This is a genomic window from Sutcliffiella horikoshii, assembly GCF_021991925.1.
GTDB lineage: Bacteria > Bacillota > Bacilli > Bacillales > Bacillaceae_I > Sutcliffiella_A > Sutcliffiella_A horikoshii_F.
In genome coordinates this window covers 832,571-856,889 of the sequence record NZ_RXZI01000001.1, presented here as the reverse complement: position 1 = coordinate 856,889, position 24,319 = coordinate 832,571, and the positions used below count along the sequence as shown (strand labels likewise).

Annotated in this window: 20 protein-coding genes, 1 other RNA gene and 2 pseudogenes; 16 read left to right on the top strand and 7 right to left on the bottom strand. The window is 39.3% G+C overall.

Annotated features, from left to right (window positions below):
* Positions 1–11: 11 nt before the first annotated feature.
* The 5 genes from EKQ44_RS04220 (at position 12) to EKQ44_RS04200 (ending at position 3,893) form a co-directional block, all read left to right on the top strand.
* A complete protein-coding gene (locus tag EKQ44_RS04220; protein ID WP_237662294.1) occupies positions 12–302 on the top strand; it encodes a DUF6509 family protein in 291 nt (96 codons plus the stop codon).
* 43 nt (positions 303–345) lie between these two features.
* Positions 346–534: non-coding RNA, 6S RNA (ssrS, locus tag EKQ44_RS04215), on the top strand.
* A gap of 180 nt (positions 535–714) precedes the next feature.
* Entirely contained in the window at positions 715–984 is a 270-nt protein-coding gene (locus tag EKQ44_RS04210) for a DUF1292 domain-containing protein (protein WP_237662293.1), read from the top strand.
* A gap of 191 nt (positions 985–1,175) precedes the next feature.
* Positions 1,176–2,570: an L-cystine transporter gene (locus EKQ44_RS04205; protein ID WP_237662292.1), complete on the top strand. Its 1,395-nt coding sequence runs from the start codon at positions 1,176–1,178 to the stop codon at positions 2,568–2,570.
* 276 nt (positions 2,571–2,846) lie between these two features.
* Entirely contained in the window at positions 2,847–3,893 is a 1,047-nt protein-coding gene (locus EKQ44_RS04200; protein ID WP_237662291.1) for an ATP synthase beta subunit C-terminal domain-containing protein, read from the top strand.
* 54 nt (positions 3,894–3,947) lie between these two features.
* On the opposite strand, the gene EKQ44_RS04195 is transcribed toward EKQ44_RS04200, so the two are convergent.
* Positions 3,948–5,303 (bottom strand): glucoamylase family protein, encoded by a 1,356-nt coding sequence (locus tag EKQ44_RS04195; protein ID WP_237662290.1) that lies wholly within the window; start codon positions 5,301–5,303, stop codon positions 3,948–3,950.
* Positions 5,304–5,578: 275 nt separating this feature from the next.
* Here EKQ44_RS04195 and trhO point away from each other — a divergent pair, with 275 nt between their 5' ends.
* Together trhO and fumC are read left to right on the top strand one after the other, a co-directional pair.
* Complete coding sequence (gene trhO, locus EKQ44_RS04190; protein ID WP_237662563.1) at positions 5,579–6,538, top strand: oxygen-dependent tRNA uridine(34) hydroxylase TrhO; 960 nt, start codon at positions 5,579–5,581, stop codon at positions 6,536–6,538.
* Positions 6,539–6,672: 134 nt separating this feature from the next.
* Complete coding sequence (gene fumC / locus EKQ44_RS04185; RefSeq protein WP_237662289.1) at positions 6,673–8,061, top strand: class II fumarate hydratase; 1,389 nt, start codon at positions 6,673–6,675, stop codon at positions 8,059–8,061.
* 51 nt (positions 8,062–8,112) lie between these two features.
* Here the strand turns inward: fumC and EKQ44_RS04180 are convergent, their stop codons facing one another.
* Positions 8,113–8,436, bottom strand: coding sequence for a hypothetical protein (locus EKQ44_RS04180; RefSeq protein WP_237662288.1), 324 nt, complete (start codon positions 8,434–8,436; stop codon positions 8,113–8,115).
* A 193-nt stretch (positions 8,437–8,629) separates the two neighbouring features.
* Between EKQ44_RS04180 and EKQ44_RS04175 the strand changes: the two genes are divergently transcribed.
* Both EKQ44_RS04175 and clpP read left to right on the top strand, forming a co-directional pair.
* Positions 8,630–9,325, top strand: coding sequence for a sigma factor-like helix-turn-helix DNA-binding protein (locus EKQ44_RS04175; protein WP_237662287.1), 696 nt, complete (start codon positions 8,630–8,632; stop codon positions 9,323–9,325).
* A 15-nt stretch (positions 9,326–9,340) separates the two neighbouring features.
* Positions 9,341–9,925, top strand: a pseudogene (clpP, locus tag EKQ44_RS04170) (ATP-dependent Clp endopeptidase proteolytic subunit ClpP); the annotation flags it as partial.
* Positions 9,926–9,964: 39 nt separating this feature from the next.
* Here clpP and EKQ44_RS04165 read toward each other — a convergent pair.
* Positions 9,965–10,549 carry a TetR/AcrR family transcriptional regulator gene (locus EKQ44_RS04165; protein ID WP_237662285.1) on the bottom strand — a complete coding sequence of 195 codons (585 nt, stop codon included), beginning with the start codon at positions 10,547–10,549 and terminating at the stop codon, positions 9,965–9,967.
* Between the two features lie 163 nt (positions 10,550–10,712).
* On the opposite strand from EKQ44_RS04165, the gene EKQ44_RS04160 reads away from it, so the two are divergent.
* From EKQ44_RS04160 to EKQ44_RS04145, 4 genes are all read left to right on the top strand, one after another.
* Positions 10,713–11,627 (top strand): ABC transporter ATP-binding protein, encoded by a 915-nt coding sequence (locus EKQ44_RS04160; RefSeq protein WP_237662284.1) that lies wholly within the window; start codon positions 10,713–10,715, stop codon positions 11,625–11,627.
* Positions 11,627–13,231, top strand: a complete 1,605-nt coding sequence (locus tag EKQ44_RS04155) for an ABC transporter permease (protein ID WP_237662283.1) — start codon at positions 11,627–11,629, stop codon at positions 13,229–13,231. The genes EKQ44_RS04160 and EKQ44_RS04155 overlap by 1 nt, the downstream gene beginning before the upstream one ends.
* Before the next feature lie 89 nt (positions 13,232–13,320).
* A complete protein-coding gene (locus EKQ44_RS04150; RefSeq protein ID WP_237662282.1) occupies positions 13,321–13,770 on the top strand; it encodes a DUF2512 family protein in 450 nt (149 codons plus the stop codon).
* Between the two features lie 79 nt (positions 13,771–13,849).
* Positions 13,850–14,380, top strand: a complete 531-nt coding sequence (locus EKQ44_RS04145) for a cupin domain-containing protein (protein WP_237662281.1) — start codon at positions 13,850–13,852, stop codon at positions 14,378–14,380.
* 34 nt (positions 14,381–14,414) lie between these two features.
* On the opposite strand, the pseudogene EKQ44_RS04140 reads toward EKQ44_RS04145, so the two are convergent.
* Positions 14,415–14,767, bottom strand: a pseudogene (locus EKQ44_RS04140) (winged helix-turn-helix transcriptional regulator).
* A gap of 202 nt (positions 14,768–14,969) precedes the next feature.
* Between EKQ44_RS04140 and EKQ44_RS04135 the strand changes: the two are divergent.
* Both EKQ44_RS04135 and EKQ44_RS04130 read left to right on the top strand, forming a co-directional pair.
* Positions 14,970–16,187, top strand: coding sequence for an MFS transporter (locus tag EKQ44_RS04135; RefSeq protein ID WP_237662280.1), 1,218 nt, complete (start codon positions 14,970–14,972; stop codon positions 16,185–16,187).
* 110 nt (positions 16,188–16,297) lie between these two features.
* The gene (locus tag EKQ44_RS04130) at positions 16,298–17,236 is read left to right on the top strand and encodes a helix-turn-helix domain-containing protein (protein ID WP_237662279.1); all 939 of its coding nucleotides are present in this window, start codon (positions 16,298–16,300) and stop codon (positions 17,234–17,236) included.
* A 451-nt stretch (positions 17,237–17,687) separates the two neighbouring features.
* Here the strand turns inward: EKQ44_RS04130 and EKQ44_RS04125 are convergent, their stop codons facing one another.
* Positions 17,688–20,084, bottom strand: coding sequence for a S8 family serine peptidase (locus EKQ44_RS04125; RefSeq protein WP_269151528.1), 2,397 nt, complete (start codon positions 20,082–20,084; stop codon positions 17,688–17,690).
* A gap of 377 nt (positions 20,085–20,461) precedes the next feature.
* Between EKQ44_RS04125 and EKQ44_RS04115 the strand changes: the two genes are divergently transcribed.
* Positions 20,462–20,938 (top strand): nucleoside deaminase, encoded by a 477-nt coding sequence (locus EKQ44_RS04115; RefSeq protein WP_237662278.1) that lies wholly within the window; start codon positions 20,462–20,464, stop codon positions 20,936–20,938.
* 21 nt (positions 20,939–20,959) lie between these two features.
* Here EKQ44_RS04115 and EKQ44_RS04110 read toward each other — a convergent pair whose 3' ends face one another.
* Both EKQ44_RS04110 and parC read right to left on the bottom strand, forming a co-directional pair.
* A complete protein-coding gene (locus tag EKQ44_RS04110) occupies positions 20,960–21,520 on the bottom strand; it encodes a cysteine hydrolase family protein (protein WP_237662561.1) in 561 nt (186 codons plus the stop codon).
* Between the two features lie 358 nt (positions 21,521–21,878).
* Positions 21,879–24,317 (bottom strand): DNA topoisomerase IV subunit A, encoded by a 2,439-nt coding sequence (gene parC / locus EKQ44_RS04105; protein WP_237662277.1) that lies wholly within the window; start codon positions 24,315–24,317, stop codon positions 21,879–21,881.
* Positions 24,318–24,319 lie beyond the last annotated feature (2 nt).

The window sequence follows — 24,319 nt, the reverse complement described above, 5'->3', positions numbered from 1 at the left end:
AGACCTCAACCATGAACATTAAAGGACATGAAGTCGAAAAACTAAAAGACCCTACAGGAATCATTGAGGGAGATAGATACGAATTCTTTCTGGACCTGGAAATTGATGAAGAGGACGAGTTGTACTCCGAGCAAGGAGTTTATCTAAAAGTAATCTTCGCAGTAGATGATTCAGGGTTCCGTATTGCACAGTACCAATTCCTCGAAGAGAATACCAATAAAGCCCTGGATTTCGAAATGGAAGAAGAAGAAGAGCAGGCAGTGCTTGCCTATTGTGGAGAACATTTCAAAACCGTTCTGTAACAAAACCATTTGCATTTTCTCTCGTTCTCCTGTACTATAGGGAAACAAGCTACGATGTACGTAACCATAACAAAGTTTTAACCTTTATACTTAGCTAGGGAGTTTTATATAAAAGCAGGAATGTCATGCCTCCATGGATAGAGGACGACAGGAATGTTTTTGCGAACACCCACTTTCAGGAGTGGTGGTTTAAAACTTTCTTATACTAAGTTACGGCAGTTGTGGCTTGTTCCTTTAAAAACACACTAAAAAACGAGCTTCCATTTTAGCGATGGAGGCTCGTTTTTATTTTCTCCCCTATTATTAGATTAGCACAATATGGTAAGATTAGTACGTTCCATATGAAGTATAGATTAAGGTAGATAGGGAATGACTTACTAAGGCAATCAATTATGGAAGGGAGATAGCATTTATGGACAAGGTAGAAGTAGGAGATATCTTTATCGTGACAGATGAAAATGACCAAGAACAGGAACTCGAAGTCCTTGGTACGATGAAAGTGGAAGGATCTGTCTATGTTGCAGTCGGTTTTGTAGAAGAAATAGAGAAAGAAACAACTGGAGATGTCGATATTTTCTTCCTTAAACTAGAGGAAGATGGAGAACTCTCTGAAATTGAAACAGACGAAGAATTTGATAAAGTATCCGCAGCATTCGAAGGAATGGTGGAGGAAGAGCAGTAATACATGAAGGGTTGTCCTATTAAAAAGGACAGCCTCTTTTTAATTTTGAGGGCATGTATGTAAATAAGCCCCATAAAATGTATTAAAGAATAATTTTCCCATGGAAAGATATTCTTTATTATCCAATTCCTACTTGACAGGGTTGTTTTAGTGGATTAAAGTAATTAATTAAGTAAGAAGGGGGAGAGAGTATGGATACTTTGTTTATTGTACTTAATATTATTTTATTACTTTTACTTTGCTTTGGGCTTTATACAATGCAAAAGAAAGGCGTCTCTTTTTCTAAGCGTGTTTTCTCCGCATTAGGGATTGGAATAGTTTTTGGACTTGGACTCCAATTTGTTTATGGATCAGGGTCAGAAGTTTTGACTGGTTCTATCGACTGGTTCAACATTGTAGGTTCAGGGTATGTTAAATTTCTTCAAATGATTGTCGTGCCTTTGGTGTTCATCAGTATCATTGCCGCTTTCACAAGACTTACTTTAAAGAGTAACATCGGAAAAATCAGCGGATTGATCATTGGTATCTTGATCGGTACGACAGCTGTGGCAGCGGCCGTTGGTATCGGTACCACGCTTGTCTTCGATTTGGAAGCAATTCAGATTGAACAGGGAGAAGCGGAAACAGCCAGAGGGGAACAGATGGAGCAGCGAGCAGGGGACCTTGCATCTAAAACATTCCCACAACAGATGCTAGACTTCATTCCATCCAATGTGTTCCTTGATTTCACAGGTGCACGTTCCACATCCACCATAGCAGTAGTCATCTTTGCCGCTTTTATCGGGATTGCCTACTTGGGGGTCAGACGTAAGAACCCTGAACAGGCGGAATCCTTCGCTAAAATAGTAGATACATTCTATACCATCATCATGAGAGTTGTTACACTGATTCTTCGATTAACTCCGTATGGGGTATTAGCACTAATGACAAGGGTGACCGCAACGAGTGACTATGGAGCCATTGCGAAACTAGGGCAATTTGTAGCAGCTTCTTATGTGGCACTGGCAATTGTTTTCGGTATCCATTTAGTTTTGTTGGCGATTGCAGGCTTGAATCCGTTGACATATGTGCGTAAAGCGATTCCGGTCCTATCGTTTGCCTTCACATCGCGTACGAGTGCCGGAGCTTTACCATTGAATATTAAGACTCAGACCAAAGAATTTGGTGTGTCAGATGGAATTGCCAATTTTGCCGGATCCTTCGGATTATCCATCGGTCAAAATGGTTGCGCGGGTGTTTATCCGGCTATGCTGGCAGTCATGATCGCACCAACTGTTGGAATCAATCCTTTAGATCCATCGTTTCTGTTCATGTTGATTGTCATAGTAGCTATCAGTTCGTTTGGGGTAGCAGGAGTAGGAGGCGGTGCGACTTTTGCAGCCATTCTTGTGCTTTCTGCCATGGACTTACCGATTGCACTGGCAGGTTTGTTGATTTCTGTAGAACCACTTATTGATATGGGACGTACGGCAGTGAATGTAAGTGGTAGTATGACAGCTGGTGTCCTCACAAGTAAGGTAACGAATGATCTGGATACTTCAGTCTATAACAGTAAAGCATCTACGGATATGGAGTTGGATGTTTGATACATTTTTATATGTGGAGAGAGCAGCTTAAATGCTGCTCTCTTTTTTTTTTGTATTTTTATTACGAAATCCGAAATGTCACAATGACCGGTTTAAATATCACAATAACCTTAGAGAAAGTTACAATAACGAAAGAAATAGTTACAATCAGCCTTCCAAAAGTTACAATTAAAACTACTGAGCGGAAAAAGTAAAAATAATTACCTCTAAACGTAATTTTCTGTTGCTTTTGAATATAACATCAGTTACTCTAAAAAGTAACAGGAGGTGAAAATAATGGAAAATGTGAGATTGAATGTTGCTTTATTGCGGAGAAAGGTACCAAACCTAACGAGTGCGGCCAAATCAGTTGGGTTAAGGCCCGCGACAGTTTCAAACCTGTGCACAGGGAAAATTCCAGTTGGAAGAGCAGAGGTTCGCACCATTATTGCGTTAGCTGATCTAGCAGAGTGTAGCTTGGATGAATTGATACTCAGAGGGGAGAAGGTTGACATGATTGAAACAAAAATAAAAGCGATCGATTTGCTGGCTCCATTGACTAAAGGAGGCACCAATGGTCTTGTAGCACGACCAGGCATGGGGCAACTTGTCGTGTTGGCAGAATTGTTTTATCGGCTTAAGCGAGAGGGATACAATACCCTTATGCTCACACCTAAGGGGGAACATCCCGAAGTGAACGATATCCTTGACTATGTTGATCATACTGTTAATTCAATAGAAGAAGCTTATCAAAAAATCATGGAACTTGGACCAAATAAAGATGTAATATTCACTGCTGACCGTGGCCATGTAGCGAATGGTAACATACAAGACCTACACAACAAACTAGAAAAGGTAGGAATGAATACAGTTACAACCTTCCTACTTGATTTAAGCGGGCAAGTTGTTGATGAAGAACTACCTTATGGACCATTAGAAACAATATGGCAATTTGATGCAGACCTTGCGGCAAGACATAAATATCCGGCAATTAATCCCTTACAATCCACCTCCTCCGTATTAGAAGGTGCCCACCTAGAGCAACACCATTTATCCATACAACAACGTTCGCAGAAGCTTCTTAGAAGATACCGAGAATTACGTTCACTTGTTCAAGTAAGAGGAATAAAACAACTCCCTGACACTGAGGTACAAACGTATAAAAGGGGGGAGAGATTAGAAGCATACTTAACCCAACCATTCTTTGTTGCAGAACCATTCTCCGGTAAGAAAGGAGAAGATGTTGACCTGCATACGATGCTTGAGGATATAAGAAAAATACTGGATGGTTCCTTTGATTCTGCAGAAGTGGATTCCCTATCCTATATAGGTTCAATAAAATAGTCTCTATTCCATGGAAACATAAAAAGAGCAGCTTAGATGCTGCTCTTTTTATGTTTAATCTCTAATACCAAAATCCTCTTCTTCCAATAAGTGTTCCGGCTTATTCCCAATTGGATCCTGATGAAAATAATCCCTAATGACACCTTCCTTTAAATAATTGGTGATAGAAGCCAAAATCATTCCCTGGTCTAAGGAAAGATAGGTATGTGCAACTTCTCTTGTTTGAAGATTCACCGTATCAAAATAACCGTAATCCTCCCCATATACTCCCATGCTTTTAAGTATTTTAAGATTTTCATATACTTCTTCAAGAGCATGATCTAAAGCAAGAAAGCTTGCATGTGGTGTTACAATACCTTTATCCTCATACCCTTCTACTCCTAAAACAGGAGCTCCAAACTCGCCATAATTATTTCGGATTGCTGCAGGGGAAAAGCCCCAAGCCTCCAACCCATTCACTTTCGCATAGCGGATTTGACCTTGTACATGATGGTTATTATTCAAGCCGAGACCATTTACGGCAAGTTCATTTTCCTTCATCACCAGACTAGGCATCAACGCTTCAAACATACTGCCTCCCCAGCTTGGTACATATTTGATTCCTTCGTATTCGTAGACACCTTGAAATACATTTACGCCATCGTAATCTTTCATTGGTCCCGAGGGAATCTGAGATTGCCAATCAAACTTTGGTGGGAATGCCCGGTACAATCTCCACCAATGCTCTTCAGGGACATCCCCTTTTCCTATAGCAAGGTAACTTGCTACACGTGGCTCTGTATATAAAAGACCGTAATGATGGGATGTGAGACTTTCTTTTTCCTTATCATACCCACCATATAAATGACCAACAGAAGGGTCATAAAGTGTGGAATAGTCCATTTGCTCCACAAGTGGCTCTGTTAGTTCTTTTAATCCATCAAAATATTGGCCCGTTACAATCAATCCGGCAGTCAACCATCCATTATCAACACTAGAGATGAACTGTCCCCAATCCTTTTTTTGCGTGCCATCCTTAGTGAAGTACCAATTGTAATAAAGTCCGTTCCAAGTTTCCATTTCATTTAATGTCCGCAAGGTTATATCCAGTTTCCGCTCGGCTTCTTCTTTGGAAATGTATCCAAGTTCCACACCTGAAACCATGCTCAACATATACATGGCGATATTAGTTGGGGAGGTGTGCTCCGCTTTTGTTTCTTCCTTTTCATAGTCTACACGATCCATGGTAAGGCCAGTTTGAGGATCTGTATAATCTTCAAAAAATCGAAACGTTTTTTCTGCAGTTTCCAGTAGTTCTTTTTGCATTTCATCTTTCGGTTCTACGGTAGCCTTTTCCGAAATGCTTGTAAAATAAAGAACCGAAATAACCACAATAATGGTTATTGAAAAGAACCCAAGCAATCTTTTCAAATTCAACAACTCCTTTTCGAATGATTAGTGAAACGTTTCGATAAAATGGTCTGAAAACGCCTTCATTTGAGTAAAATATACCCCTAATCTTAAAGTAAATCAATACATATTAAGTAAAAACAATGGAATGAAACCAACCACTTTGCGTTATAGTAATAAAAGCTTGTCACATTCCTAATATTTTTGATATAGTAATATGTTGTAACTTCTTATATATAGAAATAATTATGTCAACTATGTAAATAGATAAATTTATAAAGGTATTGGTGATAATGATGAGTCAAGAATATAGAGTATTATTGTATTATAAATATGTGGATATTGAGAATCCTGAAGAGGTCACTCAGCAACATCTAGAATTCTGCAAAGACCTAGGTTTAAAAGGTCGTGTATTAATTGCAAAAGAAGGAATCAATGGTACAGTTTCAGGGACGGTAGAGCAAACAGATGCTTATATCGCACATATGAATGCACATCCGTTATTCTCAGAAATTACGTATAAAGTAGACGAAGTATCTGAACACGCTTTCCCAAAGATGAAGGTTCGCTATCGTCCAGAACTGGTGACCTTACGATTGGAAAATGATATCGATCCACGTAAAACAACAGGTAAGCACTTAAAACCAAAAGAATGGTTAGAAGCACTTCAAAGTGAAGATACGGTTGTAATCGATGCTCGTAACGATTATGAGTACGATCTAGGGCACTTCCGTGGGGCAGTAAAACCTGACATCAACACGTTCAAGGAGCTTCCTCAATGGATCAAGGAAAACAAAAAGAATTTTGAAGGCAAAAAGATTTTGACGTATTGTACTGGCGGCGTGCGTTGTGAAAAGTTCTCTGGATGGTTACTTGAGGAAGGTTTTGAGGATGTGTCCCAGTTGGATGGAGGAATTGTCACTTACGGGAAAGATCCAGAAGTGCAAGGAGAACTATGGGATGGACAATGCTACGTATTTGATGAGCGGATCAGTGTTCCTATCAACCAGAAAGAGCATGTGGTGGTTGGGAAAGATCATTTTTCCGGGGAACCTTGCGAGCGTTATGTAAACTGTGCAAACCCTGAGTGTAATAAAAAGATCTTGAGCTCAGAAGAAAACGAACACAAATACCTGCGCAGTTGTTCACATGAATGCCGTGTACACCCAAGAAACCGCTATATTACAGAACACGGTCTAACAGAAGAAGAAGTCAGCAAAAGAATGGATGCAATTAAAGAAGAAGTTACAAATTAATTAGCTAATCTGTTTCTCAAATGAGAGGCAGGTTATTTTTGTGCACTTAAAGAAATACTTATCTGAAAAGCCTACGTTTTTCTTTTAACAATAGAGGTAAATAGTAAGTAATGAATAGAAAGGAGAGTACATATATGGAATACAGAATTGAAAAAGATACAATGGGAGAGATAAAGGTCCCAAAGGATAAACTGTGGGGTGCGCAAACTCAAAGGAGCATTGAGAATTTCGCTATTGGTGCTGAGAAGATGCCACTCGAGATTATTCACGCTTTTGCGCTATTGAAAAAAGCAGCAGCCAAAAGTAATCAAAGGCTAAACAAGCTATCCACCGCAAAAGCCGACGCGATCACAGAGGCCTCAGACGAAATTATAAATAAGAAATGGGATGATCAATTCCCTTTAGCTGTATGGCAAACAGGAAGTGGGACACAATCCAACATGAATATAAACGAAGTGATTGCCAATAGGGCAAACCAGCTATTAATTGAAAAAAATTTTAAGGAAAAGAAGATTCATCCAAATGATGATGTCAATATGTCACAAAGCTCCAATGATACGTTTCCCACTGCCCTTCACATCGCTGGAGTGTTAGCAGTGGAGGAAAGACTCCTTCCGGCTCTAACTAGACTAAAAGAGACCTTGCTTCAAAAGTCAGAGGAATTTATGGATGTCATTAAAATAGGTAGAACACACTTACAGGACGCAACCCCACTGACACTGGGCCAAGAAATCAGCGGTTGGCATCATATGCTTGAAAAGGATGAAAAAATGATTTCAGAGAGCCTTCCTCATATGAAAGAACTGGCTATAGGGGGAACGGCAGTAGGGACAGGTATAAATGCGCACCCAAAATTCGGAGAAATGGTGGCGGAAGAGATTACACAGCTAACCGGGAAAAGTTTTACTTCTGCAACAAATAAATTTCATGCACTGACAAGTCATGATCAAGTTGTATATGTACACGGAGCATTAAAAGCGCTTGCCGCTGATTTAATGAAGATAGCCAATGATGTAAGGTGGCTTTCCAGTGGTCCAAGAAGCGGAATCGGGGAAATTATCATCCCGGAAAATGAACCCGGAAGCTCCATTATGCCAGGCAAAGTCAATCCTACACAAAGTGAAGCACTCACAATGGTTGCAACGCAAGTAATGGGAAATGATGTCACGATAGGAATAGCTGCGAGCCAAGGGAATTTTGAATTAAATGTGTTCAAACCAGTAATCATCTACAATTTTCTTCAGTCTGTCACGCTTTTGACTGATAGCATGAATAGTTTCAACGATAGATGTGTCAGCGGAATGGAACCTAATCTTGAAAAGATTGCATTGCACCTTCAAAACTCCCTCATGCTAGTGACATCCTTGAATCCCCATATAGGTTACGAAAAAGCAGCGCAAATCGCCAAACTTGCACATATTGAGGGGACCACTTTGAAAGAGGCTGCCCTTAAATTGGAACTGCTTACAGAAGATGAATTCGATGCCTTTGTGGATCCAAGTAAAATGGTAAAGCCACAATAAAAAAGGAAGGCTGTCTGAAATGCATTGAAATTCCAGACAGCCTTAATAACCCTATTTTTCCACCAATTCTGTATCACTTACTTTATCTATTTTATCTACAAACATTTGAAACACTTTACGCTTTTCATCCAATTCTTTTATGTATTGTTTAAGTTCATGGAACTTTTCTTCATAAGGTCTGTGATAGGACTCTTTGATATTTTCAATGATTTCATCATTTATTGTAGATTGTATCACTTGTTTTGTGATACTGAACTTTATGGAGTAAAGCTGGAGATCGGATTTTACTTTTTCATATTCATCATCGATTTCCTTTTTTTGCTTGAGCATCTCTTCCTTCCATTCTAATAAAGAATCCTTTACATATGTTTGCATAGCTACCTCCCATGAACATAATGATACTTGGTTATGTATTGTATATATAATATTAATGAATAATGTAAAATTTGTGGGGGTATTTTTCTTTACAGTATGTTTACAGACTTCCAAAAATATTTAATATTACCCCGTATCTTCAGGGGCGTATGAAACGTTTAGATAATAGAGTGGAGTAAAGGAGTGATTCAGTTTGAAAAATGCAGAGGGAGATCATGGTAACTTAACATTCTGCTATCAGGATGAGGAACTAAATGAGACATATCAAAACTTGCTTAGGTACTGCCTTTTTCTCACAAAAAATGAATGGGACGGAAGTGATCTTGCTCAAGAAGCCATAACCAAAACAATTCAGCATTACAGTAATTCTGCGGTTATAAGTAATCAGTTGCTAAAAAAAATTGCTTATAACCAGTGGATTGATATTGTACGAAAGAGACAAAATGAACTCTTGCAGGATGTCCCGGACGAGCAAACGTCTACAAATCCTCATGTGGAAAAAGCAATCATCACAACAGAAGTCCTTTTGACGAATATGACACCAAAACAGGCCATCATTTTCTTTTTGAAAGAAGCGTTTGATTATCAGGCTCTAGAGATAGCAAACCTTTTGGGAACAACTGAGGGTGCGATTAAATCCTCTTTACACCGTTCTAGAAAGCGACTGAAAAATGAGGAAACGACAAAAAGTGATTTTGTCGAAAACTTCTGGAACGAGAAAGAAAGGGAAATCATTCCGGTGTTATTCCAGGAAAGTCTCAGGGAGGAAGATCCTAGTCCTTTGATAAAGGCTTTGCCTACACTATTTGCATTTGTATCGAAAGATCTAGACAAACCTCAATCACTCTCTACTCCACCTCCAATTAACGTATTTAAGTGTGCAGCATAACAAAAGGAGGAAGAAAAAATGACGGCCATACCTTATGTAATAGAACAATCCAATAAAGGAGAGCGTTCCTACGATATCTATTCCCGTCTGTTGAAAGATAGGATCATCATGATTGGGGATGAGATTAATGATCAAATCGCTAACAGTGTAGTTGCCCAGCTTTTATTTCTAGCGGCAGATGATCCGCAAAAGGAGATATCCATCTACATCAACAGCCCAGGCGGCTCCACTACCTCGGGATTTGCCATCCTTGATACTATGCACTATATTAAGCCGGATATAAGGACCATTTGCATCGGAATGGCGGCTTCTTTTGGCGCGATGCTCCTTATGGCGGGAACTAAAGGGAAGAGGATGGCATTACCGAACAGCGAAATCATGATTCATCAGCCACTCGGTGGGGCAAGAGGGCAGGCGACGGATATTGAAATATCCGCCCGCAGAATCTTGAAATTAAAGGACGATTTGCACAAGATGATTGCTGAATATACTGGACAGCCAATTGAAAAAATTGAGCGGGATACCGACAGGGATAATTTTATGACTGCAGGGGAAGCAAAGGATTATGGGATTATCGATGAGGTCATTAAAAAAGGATAAACACTACAAACAGGCACCTATCTTAAGGGAGCCTGTTTTTTAGTCTTTTTTGCCGATAATACCGTAAAAAAAGATATTGGTTATGTCCTCTGTCAGGGGAAGTACTTTCTGATATACATCTTCCCGTTGCATATAGTCCTTCAGCATCTGTACATAGAATAAGATCGCTTCTTGGGAGAGGTTGGGGTCTACATATCCTTGCTCCTTACCTTCTTCGAACAGTTGTGAAAAATAGGGCAATGCCTTTTCCACGTAGATTTTCTCAATGATATTACCTTCCGCCGAATATTCCTTCATCATAAAAAGATAGAACTCTTCATGTATCTGCTTGGAGATTTCTTTCTTATTAAAGATAATCTGTTTGATTTTTTCCGGGAATGGTATATCGCTATGAATGAGTTTTTCAAAGTCATCCGTAGTTTTGTTTATGTAATATCCAAACACATCACTTGTTAATTTATGTTTGCTTTCAAAGTAGTTATAGATCGTTACCTGCGAAACATTTGCCTTTTGTGCAATTTCTGAAATAGATACTTTCTGGATGCCATATTCCATAAAAAGAGTCATGGCTGCCTCAAGGATATCTTGTTTCTTTTGTTCTCTACGACGTTGAAAACCGTCCATTTCGTTCACCTCCTCTTTATTTTAAATAAAAATATGTAATAAAACAAATAAAATATTTCATAAACTCTTGTCAAAGGAGATTTTACTATATATTATGAACTATATAAGTTAAAATATTTCATATTTATTCATTTGAATCAGATATGAAAGAGGAGGGTCTTTCATGACCATATTAGAGACAAACAATTTAAGTAAAACTTTTGGGAAATTCACTGCATTGGACATGGTTAATTTGAACGTAAACAGCGGTGAGGTATACGGGTTCATCGGACCAAATGGAGCTGGGAAATCCACCACCATCCGTATATTATTGGGCATTCTAAAAGCTTCACATGGGGAAGCGAAGATATTTGGGCTTGATGCATGGAAGGACGCTGTAGAAATCCATAAACGCATTGCATATGTACCTGGTGATGTGACATTATGGCCGAACCTAACTGGAGGAGAAGTAATTGACCTCTTCATGAAGTTGCGCGGAGGCACTGACAAGAGGAAGAAGGAAGCACTTATTGAAAAATTCAAATTGGATCCTTCTAAAAAATGTAGAACTTATTCAAAGGGGAACCGGCAAAAGGTAGCTTTAGTTGCTGCATTTGCTTCAAATGCAGATCTATATATATTGGATGAACCAACTTCTGGTCTTGATCCATTAATGGAAATGATTTTTCAGGAATGTGTGATGGAGGCAAAGGCTGCCGATAAAAGTGTCCTTCTATCTAGCCATATACTCTCTGAGGTAGAGAAGCTTTGCGACCGTGTCGGAATCATTCGCCAAGGTAAGATCATAGAAACAGGCACTTTACAAGAGCTGAGACACTTAACTAGAACAAATCTTTTGATTGAAACGAAACAAACGATAGAAGGTTTACATTCGTTGAAAGGTGTTCATGAAATTGAACAAAAAGATTCTGCATTATCTTTTCAAGTGGATTCTGAAGAACTCCATACTGTGATGAAACATGTAAGCCAGTATGGACTCTTGAAATTGGAGAGTTCTCCTCCGACACTGGAAGATTTGTTTATGCGTCATTATGAGGGCGTCGACACTCCCATTACAGGAGCGGGAGGGGAAGCCTGATGTGGAAGCAACGATTTAGTAACACGGGTAGCCTGATTTTCTTCATTTTTAAGCGGGATAAAATACGTATCCCAATCTGGCTAGTTTCCATTACATTGGTGACTATATTAACAGCCACTTCTTTTTCTGGTTTATATGCGAATGACCAAGAAAGACAAGCAATTGCTGAAACCATGAAAAATCCTGCTATGACCGCCATGGTCGGAAAAGGCTATGGGTTGGAAAACTATACAGAAGGACCGATGATGGCACACCAGATGCTTTTATTTACAGCTATCGTGGTTGCCATCATGAGCATCCTGCTCGTTACTCGTCATACAAGAAATGATGAGGAGGAAGGACGAGTTGAATTAATCCGTTCCTTGCCTGTTGGACGGCTGGCAAATGTGACCGCGACAATAATTGTTTTGGTTTGTACAAATCTACTACTCGCTCTAATTATTGGTTTCAGTTTATTCTCTTTAGGAATTGAGAGCATGAGTTTGAATGGTTCTCTTTTGTATGGAGGAGCGCTTGGAGCAACAGGGATTCTGTTTACAGTTATAACAGTCTTGTTTGCACAACTTTCGGCAAATTCAAGAGGGACCATCGGCTTGTCTTTTACCGTGCTGGGGGTCGCATATTTGATTCGTGCAATAGGGGACGTTAGTAATGAAGCATTATCTTGGACATCGCCACTGGGCTGGATACTTGGAACAGAAGTTTATGTAAACGACTATTGGTGGCCAATATTACTTACATTAGGTGTAGCTGCCCTAATAGCTCTGGTTGCACTTTCCTTACATGCTATCCGGGATTTAGGATCTGGATTTATTGCTACCAAGCCTGGTAAGATTCACGCTTCAGCCTTTTTGAAAAGCCCTTTTGGCTTGGCATTCAGGCTTCAACGGACAGGGATAATATCATGGGCGATTGGGATGTTCATTTTGGGGGCTTCTTATGGTTCCGTCCTGGGAGATCTGGAGTCTTTCTTTTCCAGTAATGAAATGATGGCTGAGATGCTTCCACCGGTTGAAGGATTCACATTGACCGAACAGTTTATGACCATGCTCATGGCCATTATCTCCATGCTTTGCACCATTCCTCCTATTATGTTTTTATTGAAGCTTAAAGGGGAGGAGAAGAGGGGGCTTACTGAGCATATCCTTGCGAGAGCTGTTTCTCGATCCAGGTTATTAGGAAGCTACTTGACTTTGTCCTTGGTTTTTGGTTTGGTGATGTTGCTCCTAGCTATATTGGGCTTGTGGGTGGCAGCAGATTCAGTCATGGACGATCCGATATCCCTTCAGTCGTTTTTAAAGGCCGGGTTGGTCTATTTGCCTGCTTTGTGGATTATGACTGGTATTGGAGTTGCCACACTTGGTTTAAAGTCGAAAATGACCGGTCTCACTTGGATTATACTAGGTTATTCATTCTTTGTTGTTTATCTTGGTGGCATGCTGAAGCTACCTGAATGGATGGCAAACCTTTCTCCATATGGACACATTCCACAGATTCCAGTGGAAGAAATCAACTATCTGACCCTTTCAATCCTTACACTGATTGCCATCGTTCTTACACTTGTTGGTTTTGTAGGGTTTCGAAACCGCGATATTGCAGGATAAGGAGGGCCCCTCGTTTTAATAACGAGGGGTTTTAACTGTATAAAACACCTTTTCATCGAGCAATCTACATAGGAAAAGGAGTGAAGCATATGAAGCATGTTATGCCTATATTGATCAAGTTTATCGTTAGTTTTTTAATCTTATCCTTTTTCTTGAATGGGTTTGCTGCAATCTCATTTCTAAATATTCTCTTGACGACTGCGATACTTGTCACTTTTTCTTATTTTGTGGGGGATAATATGGTATTGCCACGAACCAATTATACATTTGCTGCTGTATTTGACTTTGTATTTAACTTTGCCACTATCGCATTTTTGGTGTATATCCTGACCAATTTAAGTGCAGGATTCCTCTTACCATCTGCAATCGCCGCATTAACGATCACTGTGTTTGAAGTGTTCTTTCATCTATACCTGGTCAAAAGTATATTCCCTGATCATCCTAGGAAGAGAACGAAGAGGTCTGCCCAGCCAATGGAATTACAAACGGAATTTTCGGAAGAACTAACTATTCATGATAAAAAGAATAGAGAAGACTAAACCCAATAATTCTGTTGGGTTTTTGTTTTGTTTGCTATAATTTAGCTGTTAATAAAGACATAAGGAGCCTGTAGAAATAATGAGCCTAGATAAAGTGAACGAATGGGTAGAAGCGTTAGAACTTGAAGCACATCCGGAAGGTGGCTATTACAAGCAAACATACGTTTCAGAGGAGAATATCACAGATAATGAATTAAGTGTGTCTTTTGAAGGAAAGAGGAAGCTGTATTCGAGCATTTATTTCTTGCTCACTGATAAAAACATTTCACACTTTCATCGCTTAAAATCGGATGAATTATGGTACTTCCATGGGGGAAGCTCGTTAACCGTGCATGTCATCACAGAAAGCGGGGAGTATGTACAGCATAAGCTAGGTTTAAATATAAAAAGAGGGGAGAAACCACAAGTATTAGTCCCTAAAAACTCTATTTTCGGATCTACAGTGGATTTCCCAGACAGCTATGCATTAGTTGGTTGTATGGTGTCACCTGGATTTGAATTCAAGGATTTTGAAATGTTCACCCAATCAAAGTTAATGGAAAAGTACCCGGAACATGAAGTCATCATCCGTAAAATGGCTTATGAAGTGTTGCCAAGTGGGAATGAATGAGTAAAACCCCTTTCTAAGTAGGAAAGGGGTTTTATTATATTTCATTGTTATCCATTAATACCGTTTCTTTATCTGGATAGGTTTTTTCTATATGGTGTTCTCCCCACGCACAAAGCATATCTAAAGCAGGCTTTAGGGACCATCCGTATTCCGTCAATTCATACACCACTTTAGGGGGAACTTGATTATAAATAATCCGATTGACAACACCATCAGACTCCAGTTCTCTTAGTTGTTGCGTTAACATCTTTTGCGTAATAAAGGCATCAGTCTTTTTAGTTCGCTTGTTCGCCTTTTACTTTTTATTAAGTGACACAGGATTACTACTTTCCACTTGCCACCAATAACTTCCAATGCAGCTTCCACTGGAATGTTGTATTTCTTCATAAAGTATCCCTTCTTTTTTTGGAATTCATTTCACTCATTATACCACCATGCCCTAAAAGGTAAATAGGGTACTTCCAGGTGCCTACCTCACTTTAAAGTGCGTACTTACATATATAAACAACTGCCTCCATAATAAGAACTCGAAAGGATGCCCGAAAGGCGCCAAAGGGTTATCCGTAATTTAAGAAGGAGGCTATTTACTATGAATTCACGAACAGTTTCTATAAATCATCCTAAAACAAAAAGGAAAAATGGTACGTTAGCATTGATTGCACTAGCAATTAGTGCATTTGGAATTGGTACCACTGAATTTGTTCCAGTGGGATTATTGACAACGATTTCTAATGATTTGAACATCTCCATCACTTTGGCTGGTTTGTTGATATCAGGTTATGCAATGGGTGTTGCCGTAGGAGCACCTGTTTTAACGGCACTTACTAATAAATTGAATCGCAAGACACTACTCATCTCACTTATGGTTGTATTTATTATTGGTAATACCGTCGCAGCATTATCCAACAGCTATGAATTACTTTTGGTAGCACGTTTTATAACCGCTTTTTCACACGGAATCTTTATTTCCATAGGGGCAACAATTGCTGCAGATCTAGTTCCGCAGGATAAAAGAGCCAGCGCTATTGCATTGATGTTTACAGGCCCGACAGTGGCGACGGTAACAGGTGTACCCCTCGGGACATTTATAGGTAAAATGTTTGGCTGGAGAGCGACTTTCTGGGGTGTAGCTTTATTAGGAGTGATTGGTGCCGTAGCAAGTGCCATTCTGATTCCACGTAATTTGAAAGAGGCACCACCATCCAAATTACGTAAGCAACTTGATGTTTTGAAAAACAGTAAATTGCTGATGGCTTTTGCCATAACCGCTTTAGGCTATGGAGGAACTTTCGTTGCATTCACTTACTTGACACCACTTTTGGAAAATGTCACAGGATTCAGCGCAAAATGGGTGAGTGGTATCTTACTTGTATATGGAAAAGCAGTTGCTCTCGGAAATGTTATTGGTGGGAAAGCATCAGATAAAAATCCTCTAAAGGCACTAATGTGGATGTTTATTATGCAAGCCGTCATTTTGATAGGTTTAACATTTGCTGCACCATTTAAAGTCGTTGGGCTAATAGTGATCTTTTTAATGGGGATGTTTGCATTTATGAATGTACCCGGACTGCAGATGCTGGTCGTGAATCTGGCAGAAGAATATGTACCTTCTGCAGTAAATGTCGCTAGTGCACTAAATATCGCAGCATTTAATGTAGGTATTGCGATTGGTTCGTTTTTAGGTGGGATTATTGTAGATTCCATAGGTCTGATCCATACTCCGTGGATTGGAGGATTGATGGTTTTGGGAGCTGTTGGGTTGACAGTAAAGTTGATGAATTTGGAGGGGAAAGCTGCTCAGGGATGAGCGGTTTTTCTTTTTTTTATGGAGGGAAGTGCTATTATTTGCTAGCAAGAACAAATGTTCGTATAATATAGATATAGGTAATTAGATCTATATGAGAGGAAGGGGAAAATATGAAGCAGATGCCAAATAGAAAAATCACCTTAAACCTCCCAGAAATTATTAAAATGTATGATGATGGAATGAGTACCACTGAGATCGCAATCGCGGGGAATGTATCAAGTCGAAGAATTACACAAATTCTTAAGAAAAATAATGTAGAACTGCGACCAAGGGGACATTGGAAAAGGAAGTATCAAATTAATGAAGATTATTTCAAGTACTGGTCACCGAACATGGCATATATATTAGGTTTTTTCTTAGCGGATGGAGTTATAAGTGGAGAAATGCAAACAGTAAGCTTCGCTCAAAAGGAAATCGAGATACTAGAACAAATAAGGGATGAAATGGAGTCTAACCATCCAATTGGTGAATATAAAAATGGCGTACACTTCCTTAATATAAACAGCAAAATCATTAAAGATGACCTTATGAATATCCATGGTTTAACACCAAACAAGTCTAAAACTGTGGAATTTCCTTACGTACCAGATAAATATATGCATCATTTTGTCAGAGGGTATTTTGATGGGGATGGAAGTATATACAAAAAAGGAAATATGATAAACTTTGTTGGAGGCTCGTATTCCTTTATTTCAGTTTTAAGAAATATACTGGATGTTAGAGGGTATGATCCTAATATAAAAAGTAAAGATAATCACTTCAGGATTTACATTAGCGGTAAAAAGACCATAAAACAATTTGGTGATTGGATATACACAAATAAGGGATTATATCTTAAAAGAAAATTCGAGATTTTTAATAAAGAAAAGTTATCAGCTGAACAGTTAGTAAATAAAACATCAAAAAAACCAACAAAGCAACGAGTATTCCTTAAAGAGTTTGATTTTTACAACTCCATAGAAAAAGCACGTTTACATGCAAATATTACTGTTGAGCAATTAGAAAGTTGGATAAAAACTGATGACCGGTTTGCTAGTATTCAATTATAACAAACGTATAAATACTTGAGAGCAGAGGAGTATTTAGGATACTCCTCTAAACTTTATTATTTTTCGGGGTAGACATAATACTTATTATAGGAACTTTTATAAAATCAGACATTTTGTATCAGAAACAGAGTAAACTTATGATAGTGAGACGAAAAAGAGAAAATATAATATAGTTTATTAAATTAATTTTATTGTTAAGTTTTCTTGATCCAGCTTATCAAACTAATAAAATTAACTTTAGAGCTTAAATTACTGATATTAAATGCTACAGATAAATTTAAGTAAAATTTTTAATAATTATCCCTTATAAAATCCTCAAAGTTCTATCGTTCACTCCCCCCTTATGTCAGTATCATTTGAGTTTACATAATAAAGTTATTGCTTTCTGTAAAATTAGTTATGCTTTCATAAAAACACCTCCAAGGTTCTCCTTGAAGGTGTTTTTCTATCATCAGTTCTTTGTTACTAAATATGCCTTATATTCTGTAACGCCTGCTTTTTCAACATAGACAGCCATTACCCAATCACCATTCGGTAAGTTAATTCCGTTTTGGACAGTTCCATCCCAGAGGAATTCATGATATGGTGTTGGAGCATTTTCAAAAGATCCGATTGTGTCTACAAATCCACCTATCGTACCATTAGAATTGAATACATAAATATCATATTCAATTTTTTCTGCGCCACCCGGTAAGTAAGCACCTACATAATAGTTACTTTCTTCAGCCTTTTCCATGAAAGCTCCAGTTACACGTGGATAATCTGGCTCGCCTACAAATAAAATTGTTGGAACTTTAATTGTACTTGCCCCGTCACGAACCAAGATGGTACCTTCGTAATAACCTGGATCCAATTTAGATCCGTCGACTTGAACATTAAAGTTAACTTTCTGGGATTTCCCTGCATTTACTTTCAAGTTGTTACTTGTCATTACTTTGATGCCTTCAGGGTTACCTGCAAACTCAACATCAAAGCTGTACGTTTTTCTTTCTTTTGAAAGATTTTTGATTTCAAAGTGAGATTTTTCAACTTGTTTACCATTACCTTTTACAAACTTCCCAAAGGAATGGCTACCAGGTGCTACTAAAGTTTTAGTTTGGATAGCATCTAATACACGTATGCTACCTGCACCTTGTGTGTTGTGAGGATAAACTTTCCCAGTAGCTGGATTAATCATATCTTCTGCGGTATTCATTAATGCTGCTTTAACATCTTCAGTTCCCCAAGTTGGGTTCGCTTGTAAAATTAACGCTGCAGCTCCTGCTACGTGTGGAGATGCCATACTAGTTCCTTGTAAGGCTGCATAGCTGTTGTCTGGGAATGTACTTACAATATTTACACCAGGAGCAGAAACGTCCGGCTTGATCATCCAAGTCAGTGTTACAGGACCGCGGGATGAGAAATCAGCCATTGTTTCGCCGACAGCTTTATCAAAATTAATATCAAATGAAACTTTATTGTTTCCAGCATTTAATTCTGCCAATAGCTTTTGACCATCTGCTAGAGTTGTTTTAATTGTTGGAACTGCCATACCTGGAACATCAGGGTTTTCTCCGGCTACATTATTGAAAATGATAGCGCCTATAGCCCCTGCATTTTTTGCATTTATAGCTTTATCAACAAATGCAAACTCACCACGGCTAATTAGAGCAATTTTCCCTTCTAAATCTTTACCTACAAAGTCTTCTTCTGAACCCAGTCCTACATATACAAACTCGTATTCATCTCCATTAAGAGCAAGTAATTCTTCATCAGATGGGAAGCCCATTACTTTTGCACTTGGGTATGATATAGCCTCTGATGTATTAATAACAGATGAATAAACATTGTATGGTAATCGTGTCGCCCCTACAGAAATCGCTTCACGTGAAGTACCTGGAGATCCTACTGTCCAATTGTTCGGACCAGCATTCCCATTTGAAGTTACCGCCACTACCCCTTCAGCCATTGCCCAGTCAAGCGCAATAGAAGTTGCCCAATCCGGATTGTTCAGAGAGTTACCTAAAGATAGGTTCATAATGTCTGCACCATCTTGAACAGCAAGTTCAACACCTGCGACTACATCTTCAGTTGTTCCACCGTTAGGGCCTAATACACGATACCCTAAAAGTGTAGCATCTGGAGCTACCCCTTTTATACCACCATTTGCCGCTACAGTACCTGCAACGTGAGTACCATGGTATTGACCTGGACCTTCTTGTGGATCATTATCATTGTCTACAAAGTCATATCCTTTGTAGTCACCAAATGCATGAGTTAAATCCGGGTGTGTGTAATCAACCCCAGTATCGATTACAGCAACCGTTACACCTTTACCTGTGAATCCAGCATCCCATGCGTCATGAGATCCAATAAACGGTGCACTGTCCATCATTGCAGGGCTGAATGATTCAGCTGAAATTTCTTCTGCTGAGATTACATCTGCCGTGTAATGAATGTTCGGGTAAACCGCTTTAACTCCAGGAATTGCTAAAAGTTTAATAATCTCATTTCCTGGTAGTTCAACAGAGAATCCGGAGAATACATAGTCATATTCTCTGTTAACCTCTGCACTCTTGACTGCCTTGGTTAACTCGCCAATTACTTTTCCTCTCTCCTTTTTCAAACCTGCCTTAGTTTGTTTATTCCCTTTATGCTTCGCTTCCACTAGAGATTCCGCTTCCAACTCAACGATGACAGATGTCGGTCTTGAAGAAGATAATTCAATATCTCCAAATACTTCAGCTAAAGGAATTACTGTTGTATTCTGTGTTTTTCCTCCGTTCGCATATGTACTAAAGTTAAACGTGGAAAAAACTAAAGCAAGTGTTAATAAGCCAAACAATAATTTAGAAGCTTTTCTTCCCAAACTTAAAACATCCCCTCTGTTTAATTTTTCGTCATTCTCTTAAGACTTTCTCCCCAGTCCTATGTACTTGTTCACCCCCTCTTTAGAACGACAAATAATTCTAAAAATTCTTACATTGTATATAATTATACATAAATAGACCTTTTACCTTTAGGTATATAGTCCTAAAATATCGACAAGAACTATCAACTTTCTGAGAATCTCCTACAGTTCTCTACTAAAAGCGACATAGTACTTCATTCAATTAATTACCATGGGAAATTTTTGTAATATAAAATCATCGTTATTTAGTATTTTGATAGAATGCCTTTAAACAGTAATAAATATAAATTCCTGCCAATAGAATGATGTAAAGTGGAGTAATTGGAGGGGTTTGATTGGAGAAAACTATTCATGAATTCTTTCTTCACCGTGCAATTGATTTAGCCATTCAAAATGTAATAGAAAATGGCGGTCCCTTTGGCGCAGTCATTACGAGAAACAATCAAATTATAGCGGAAGGTGGAAACAAGGTCACTGCAAACATGGATCCTACCGCTCACGCTGAAGTAATGGCGATTCGTCTTGCATGTCAGAAGTTAAATTCCTTTGAGTTAAAAGATTGTATTTTGTATAGCAGTTGTGAGCCCTGCCCGATGTGCCTTGGAGCTATCTATTGGGCAAGAATTCAAACAGTTTATTTTGCTGCGGACCGAAAAGATGCTGCTTCCATTCAGTTCGATGATGACTTTATCTACCGCGAAGTTCAGTTAGCCCCAGCCAACCGTACACTTCCCTTCATCCAACTCTCTCTTATAAATTCCCTACAACCATTTATGAATTGGAATACAAAAAACGATAAAACCCACTATTGAAAAAACAACGTCCAGTTATAATTAGGACGTTGTTTTTGTAGTCTCTTCTACTAGATTTATTACCTGATAACAAGACACAACCTCTGCAAATTCCTCATGCAAAGCGGATAGTGCATGCCGGTGCACTTCTTCCGCGGTTAGGTGCAAACCATCATAGGAAGTGGCCTCAAATGCTGCTGTAGCATCATCACAAACATATGTTCTATACCCCAGATTTCCTGCCATTCTTACAGTTGTGGATATACAGTGGTTTGAAGTGAGCCCAATAACAATTAAAGTCTGATAACCATTGTTTTTTAGGTAATTGTCCAATTCCGTGCCGATAAAGCAGCTGTTCACTTTTTTTCGGATGAAATATTCTTCTTCTAAAGGTTCAAACCCCTTCTTAAATGCAAATCCTGAATTGCTTGGATGAAGTTTGGAGTTTGGATCTTGGGAAACATGTTGAACATGGATGATAGGAAAATCTTTATTTCTCCATATCCTCATGAGTTCTAGCATTTTAGTTTCTGCTTCTGGATTATTACGGTCCCCCCATGCAGGATCGTCAAATCCTCTTTGTACATCTACAACCAATAACACCGGTTTCAATATTGCATCGCCCTCTCTTCCTTCCCATATATTATTTAGATTATTAGATGATATGCCTTGAGAGTTGTCCAATTTCTGCTATGTTGTCAATTATATGTATTATACCAGGGATAGATATAGCATGCTTACTTGCCATTCTACCATTTAAGCTCCACCTTCTCCATTTCCCAATCTCCCTTCTACCACTTTAGTTAAATGTTCTACCATTTATAGATTCAAACCACCCAACCAGTTCACATAATATAACTCCAGTAAACTCCAATAACCACTTTCCCGTAAAATCAAAAAAACCGCGTCTCCACGCTAAACCTTAGCGCAGAAAAGCGGTACATCTATCAATATTTCCAAGTTACTTCCCTTCTACTTCCTCTTCCGTCTCCACCCACATCTCCACTACATCTCCTGATTCCTGTTGATCCAGGACGAAGGATCCGTTGGAATAGCGGTCATTGTTACGGTACGAGGCGGCTGCAAGTTTCTCCACGGTTCCTTTTTCTGTTTGAACATAGATGAAACTAGAAGGCTCGACTAACTCCACGGCTGCTATCTGGTGAGGATTATTCTTCACTTCTCGCAGCATAACCAGACCACGTTTGGAACGTGTGGCTTTATCAAACTCGGTAATTTTCAATTTCTTTACGGCACCGCGATGGGTTGCGATAAACAACATGGCCTTTGATTCTTTTTCAAATACTAAGCCGCTCACAACAAAATCACTATCTTTCAAATTAATGCCTTTCACCCCAGCTGCACGGGCTCCTACGACATTGATTTCTTCTTCTGTAAACCACAGTCCGTATCCGCTTCTCGTCGCCAAAAAGATATCTTGAGCTCCATCTGTAAGGTGTACATCCACAACTTGGTCATCACCTTTTAGGTTTACTGCCATCAGCGGCTTGGAGTAACGCTGGGCTTTATATGCATTCAGCTCTGTTTTCTTGACCATTCCGTTGCGGGTGACAAACAACAAGAATTTAGGTTCCTCGAAGTTGCTGACCGGAATCGCTTTGATAATGGATTCATCTCTATCAATTGGAACAATATTTGCTACATGCTGGCCCATGTCCTTCCAACGGATATCCGGCAGTTCATGGACAGGTAGATACAAGTAGTTACCCTTGTTTGTGAACAATAACAATGTTTGGGTTGTGTTAATGTCCAACTTGGAAATGATTCTATCCGTTTCCTTCATGCCAAAATCCTGGCCATTGGAAGCAGAGTAAGAACGCAAGCTTGTACGCTTCACGTATCCATCCTTCGTGACCGTGACGATGACATCCTCAGATGGGATCATCACTTCCAGGTTGATCTTGATTTCCTCTATTTGTTCTTGGATTCTCGAGCGGCGATCATTCGTATAAAGCTTTTTCACGCGCTTCAAGTCCGATTTAATGACAGAGAACAGCTTTTTTTCGCTTGCAAGGATTGCTTCTAGTTCCGCCACCTTTTTGGCAAGGTCATCTGCTTCGGCCTGCAATGCCGTGATATCTGTATTGGTTAAACGGTATAACTGCAAGGAAACGATGGCTTCTGCTTGCGGCTCCGTAAACGTGAATTTCGCAATCAAATTATCTTTTGCGTCCCGTTTGTCTTTTGAAGCACGGATGGTTGCTATCACTTCATCCAGGATGGATAGGGCTTTCATCAAGCCTTCCACTACATGCTGACGCTCTTTCGCTTTTTCTAGCTCAAAACGGGAACGGTTGGAGATTACTTCTTTTTGATGATCGATGTATGCATCCAAGAAGTGTGGCAATCCCATCAAAGTCGGCCGCTTTTTATAGATGGCAACCATGTTGAAGTTGAAGGTGATTTGCAGGTCTGTATTTTTATATAAATAATTTAAAATACCATTTGCATCTGCTTCTTTTTTCAACTCAATGACAACACGTAGACCGGTCCGATCGGTTTCATCACGTACCTCGGCGATTCCGTCCACTTTTTTGTCAAAACGGAGTTCATCAATTTTTTTAACAAGATTTGCTTTGTTTACTTCGTACGGCACCTCTGTAATGACAATTTGTTTCTTGCCCCCACGGATATCCTCCACTTCCGCAAGACCACGGACAATGATTTTCCCTTTGCCAGTTTCATAGGCTTTCTTGATCCCCTCTACCCCTTGAATGATACCGCCAGTAGGGAAATCCGGTCCCTTTATCACAGTCATGAGTTCATCGACAGTGACTGTTGGGTTATCAATTCGCATGATGGTCGCATCGATTACTTCTCCCAGGTGGTGAGGGGGAATGTCTGTTGCATAACCAGCCGAAATACCGGTAGACCCATTTACTAAAAGGTTTGGATACATCGCTGGAAGGACGACCGGCTCCTGGGATGTATCATCAAAGTTCGGAATAAATTCAACCGTCTTTTTATCAAGATCTCGCAAAAGTTCAGACGCAATAGGTGATAACCTTGCTTCTGTATAACGCATTGCTGCTGGAGGGTCACCATCAATGCTACCGTTGTTTCCATGCATCTCGATTAGCATATTACGAACCTTCCAGTCCTGACTCATACGTACCATGGCATCATATACAGAGGAATCTCCATGTGGATGATAGTTACCGATTACGTTACCGACTGTTTTGGCTGATTTCCGGAACGGTTTATCGTGTATGTTTCCTTCCGCATACATCGCATATAAAATACGGCGTTGCACTGGCTTAAGTCCATCACGGGCATCTGGTAATGCACGTTCTTGGATAATATATTTACTATAACGTCCAAATCGGTCGCCTAAAACTTCTTCTAGGGGTAGGTCGTGAAATTTCTCTGTCTGTGTCATCT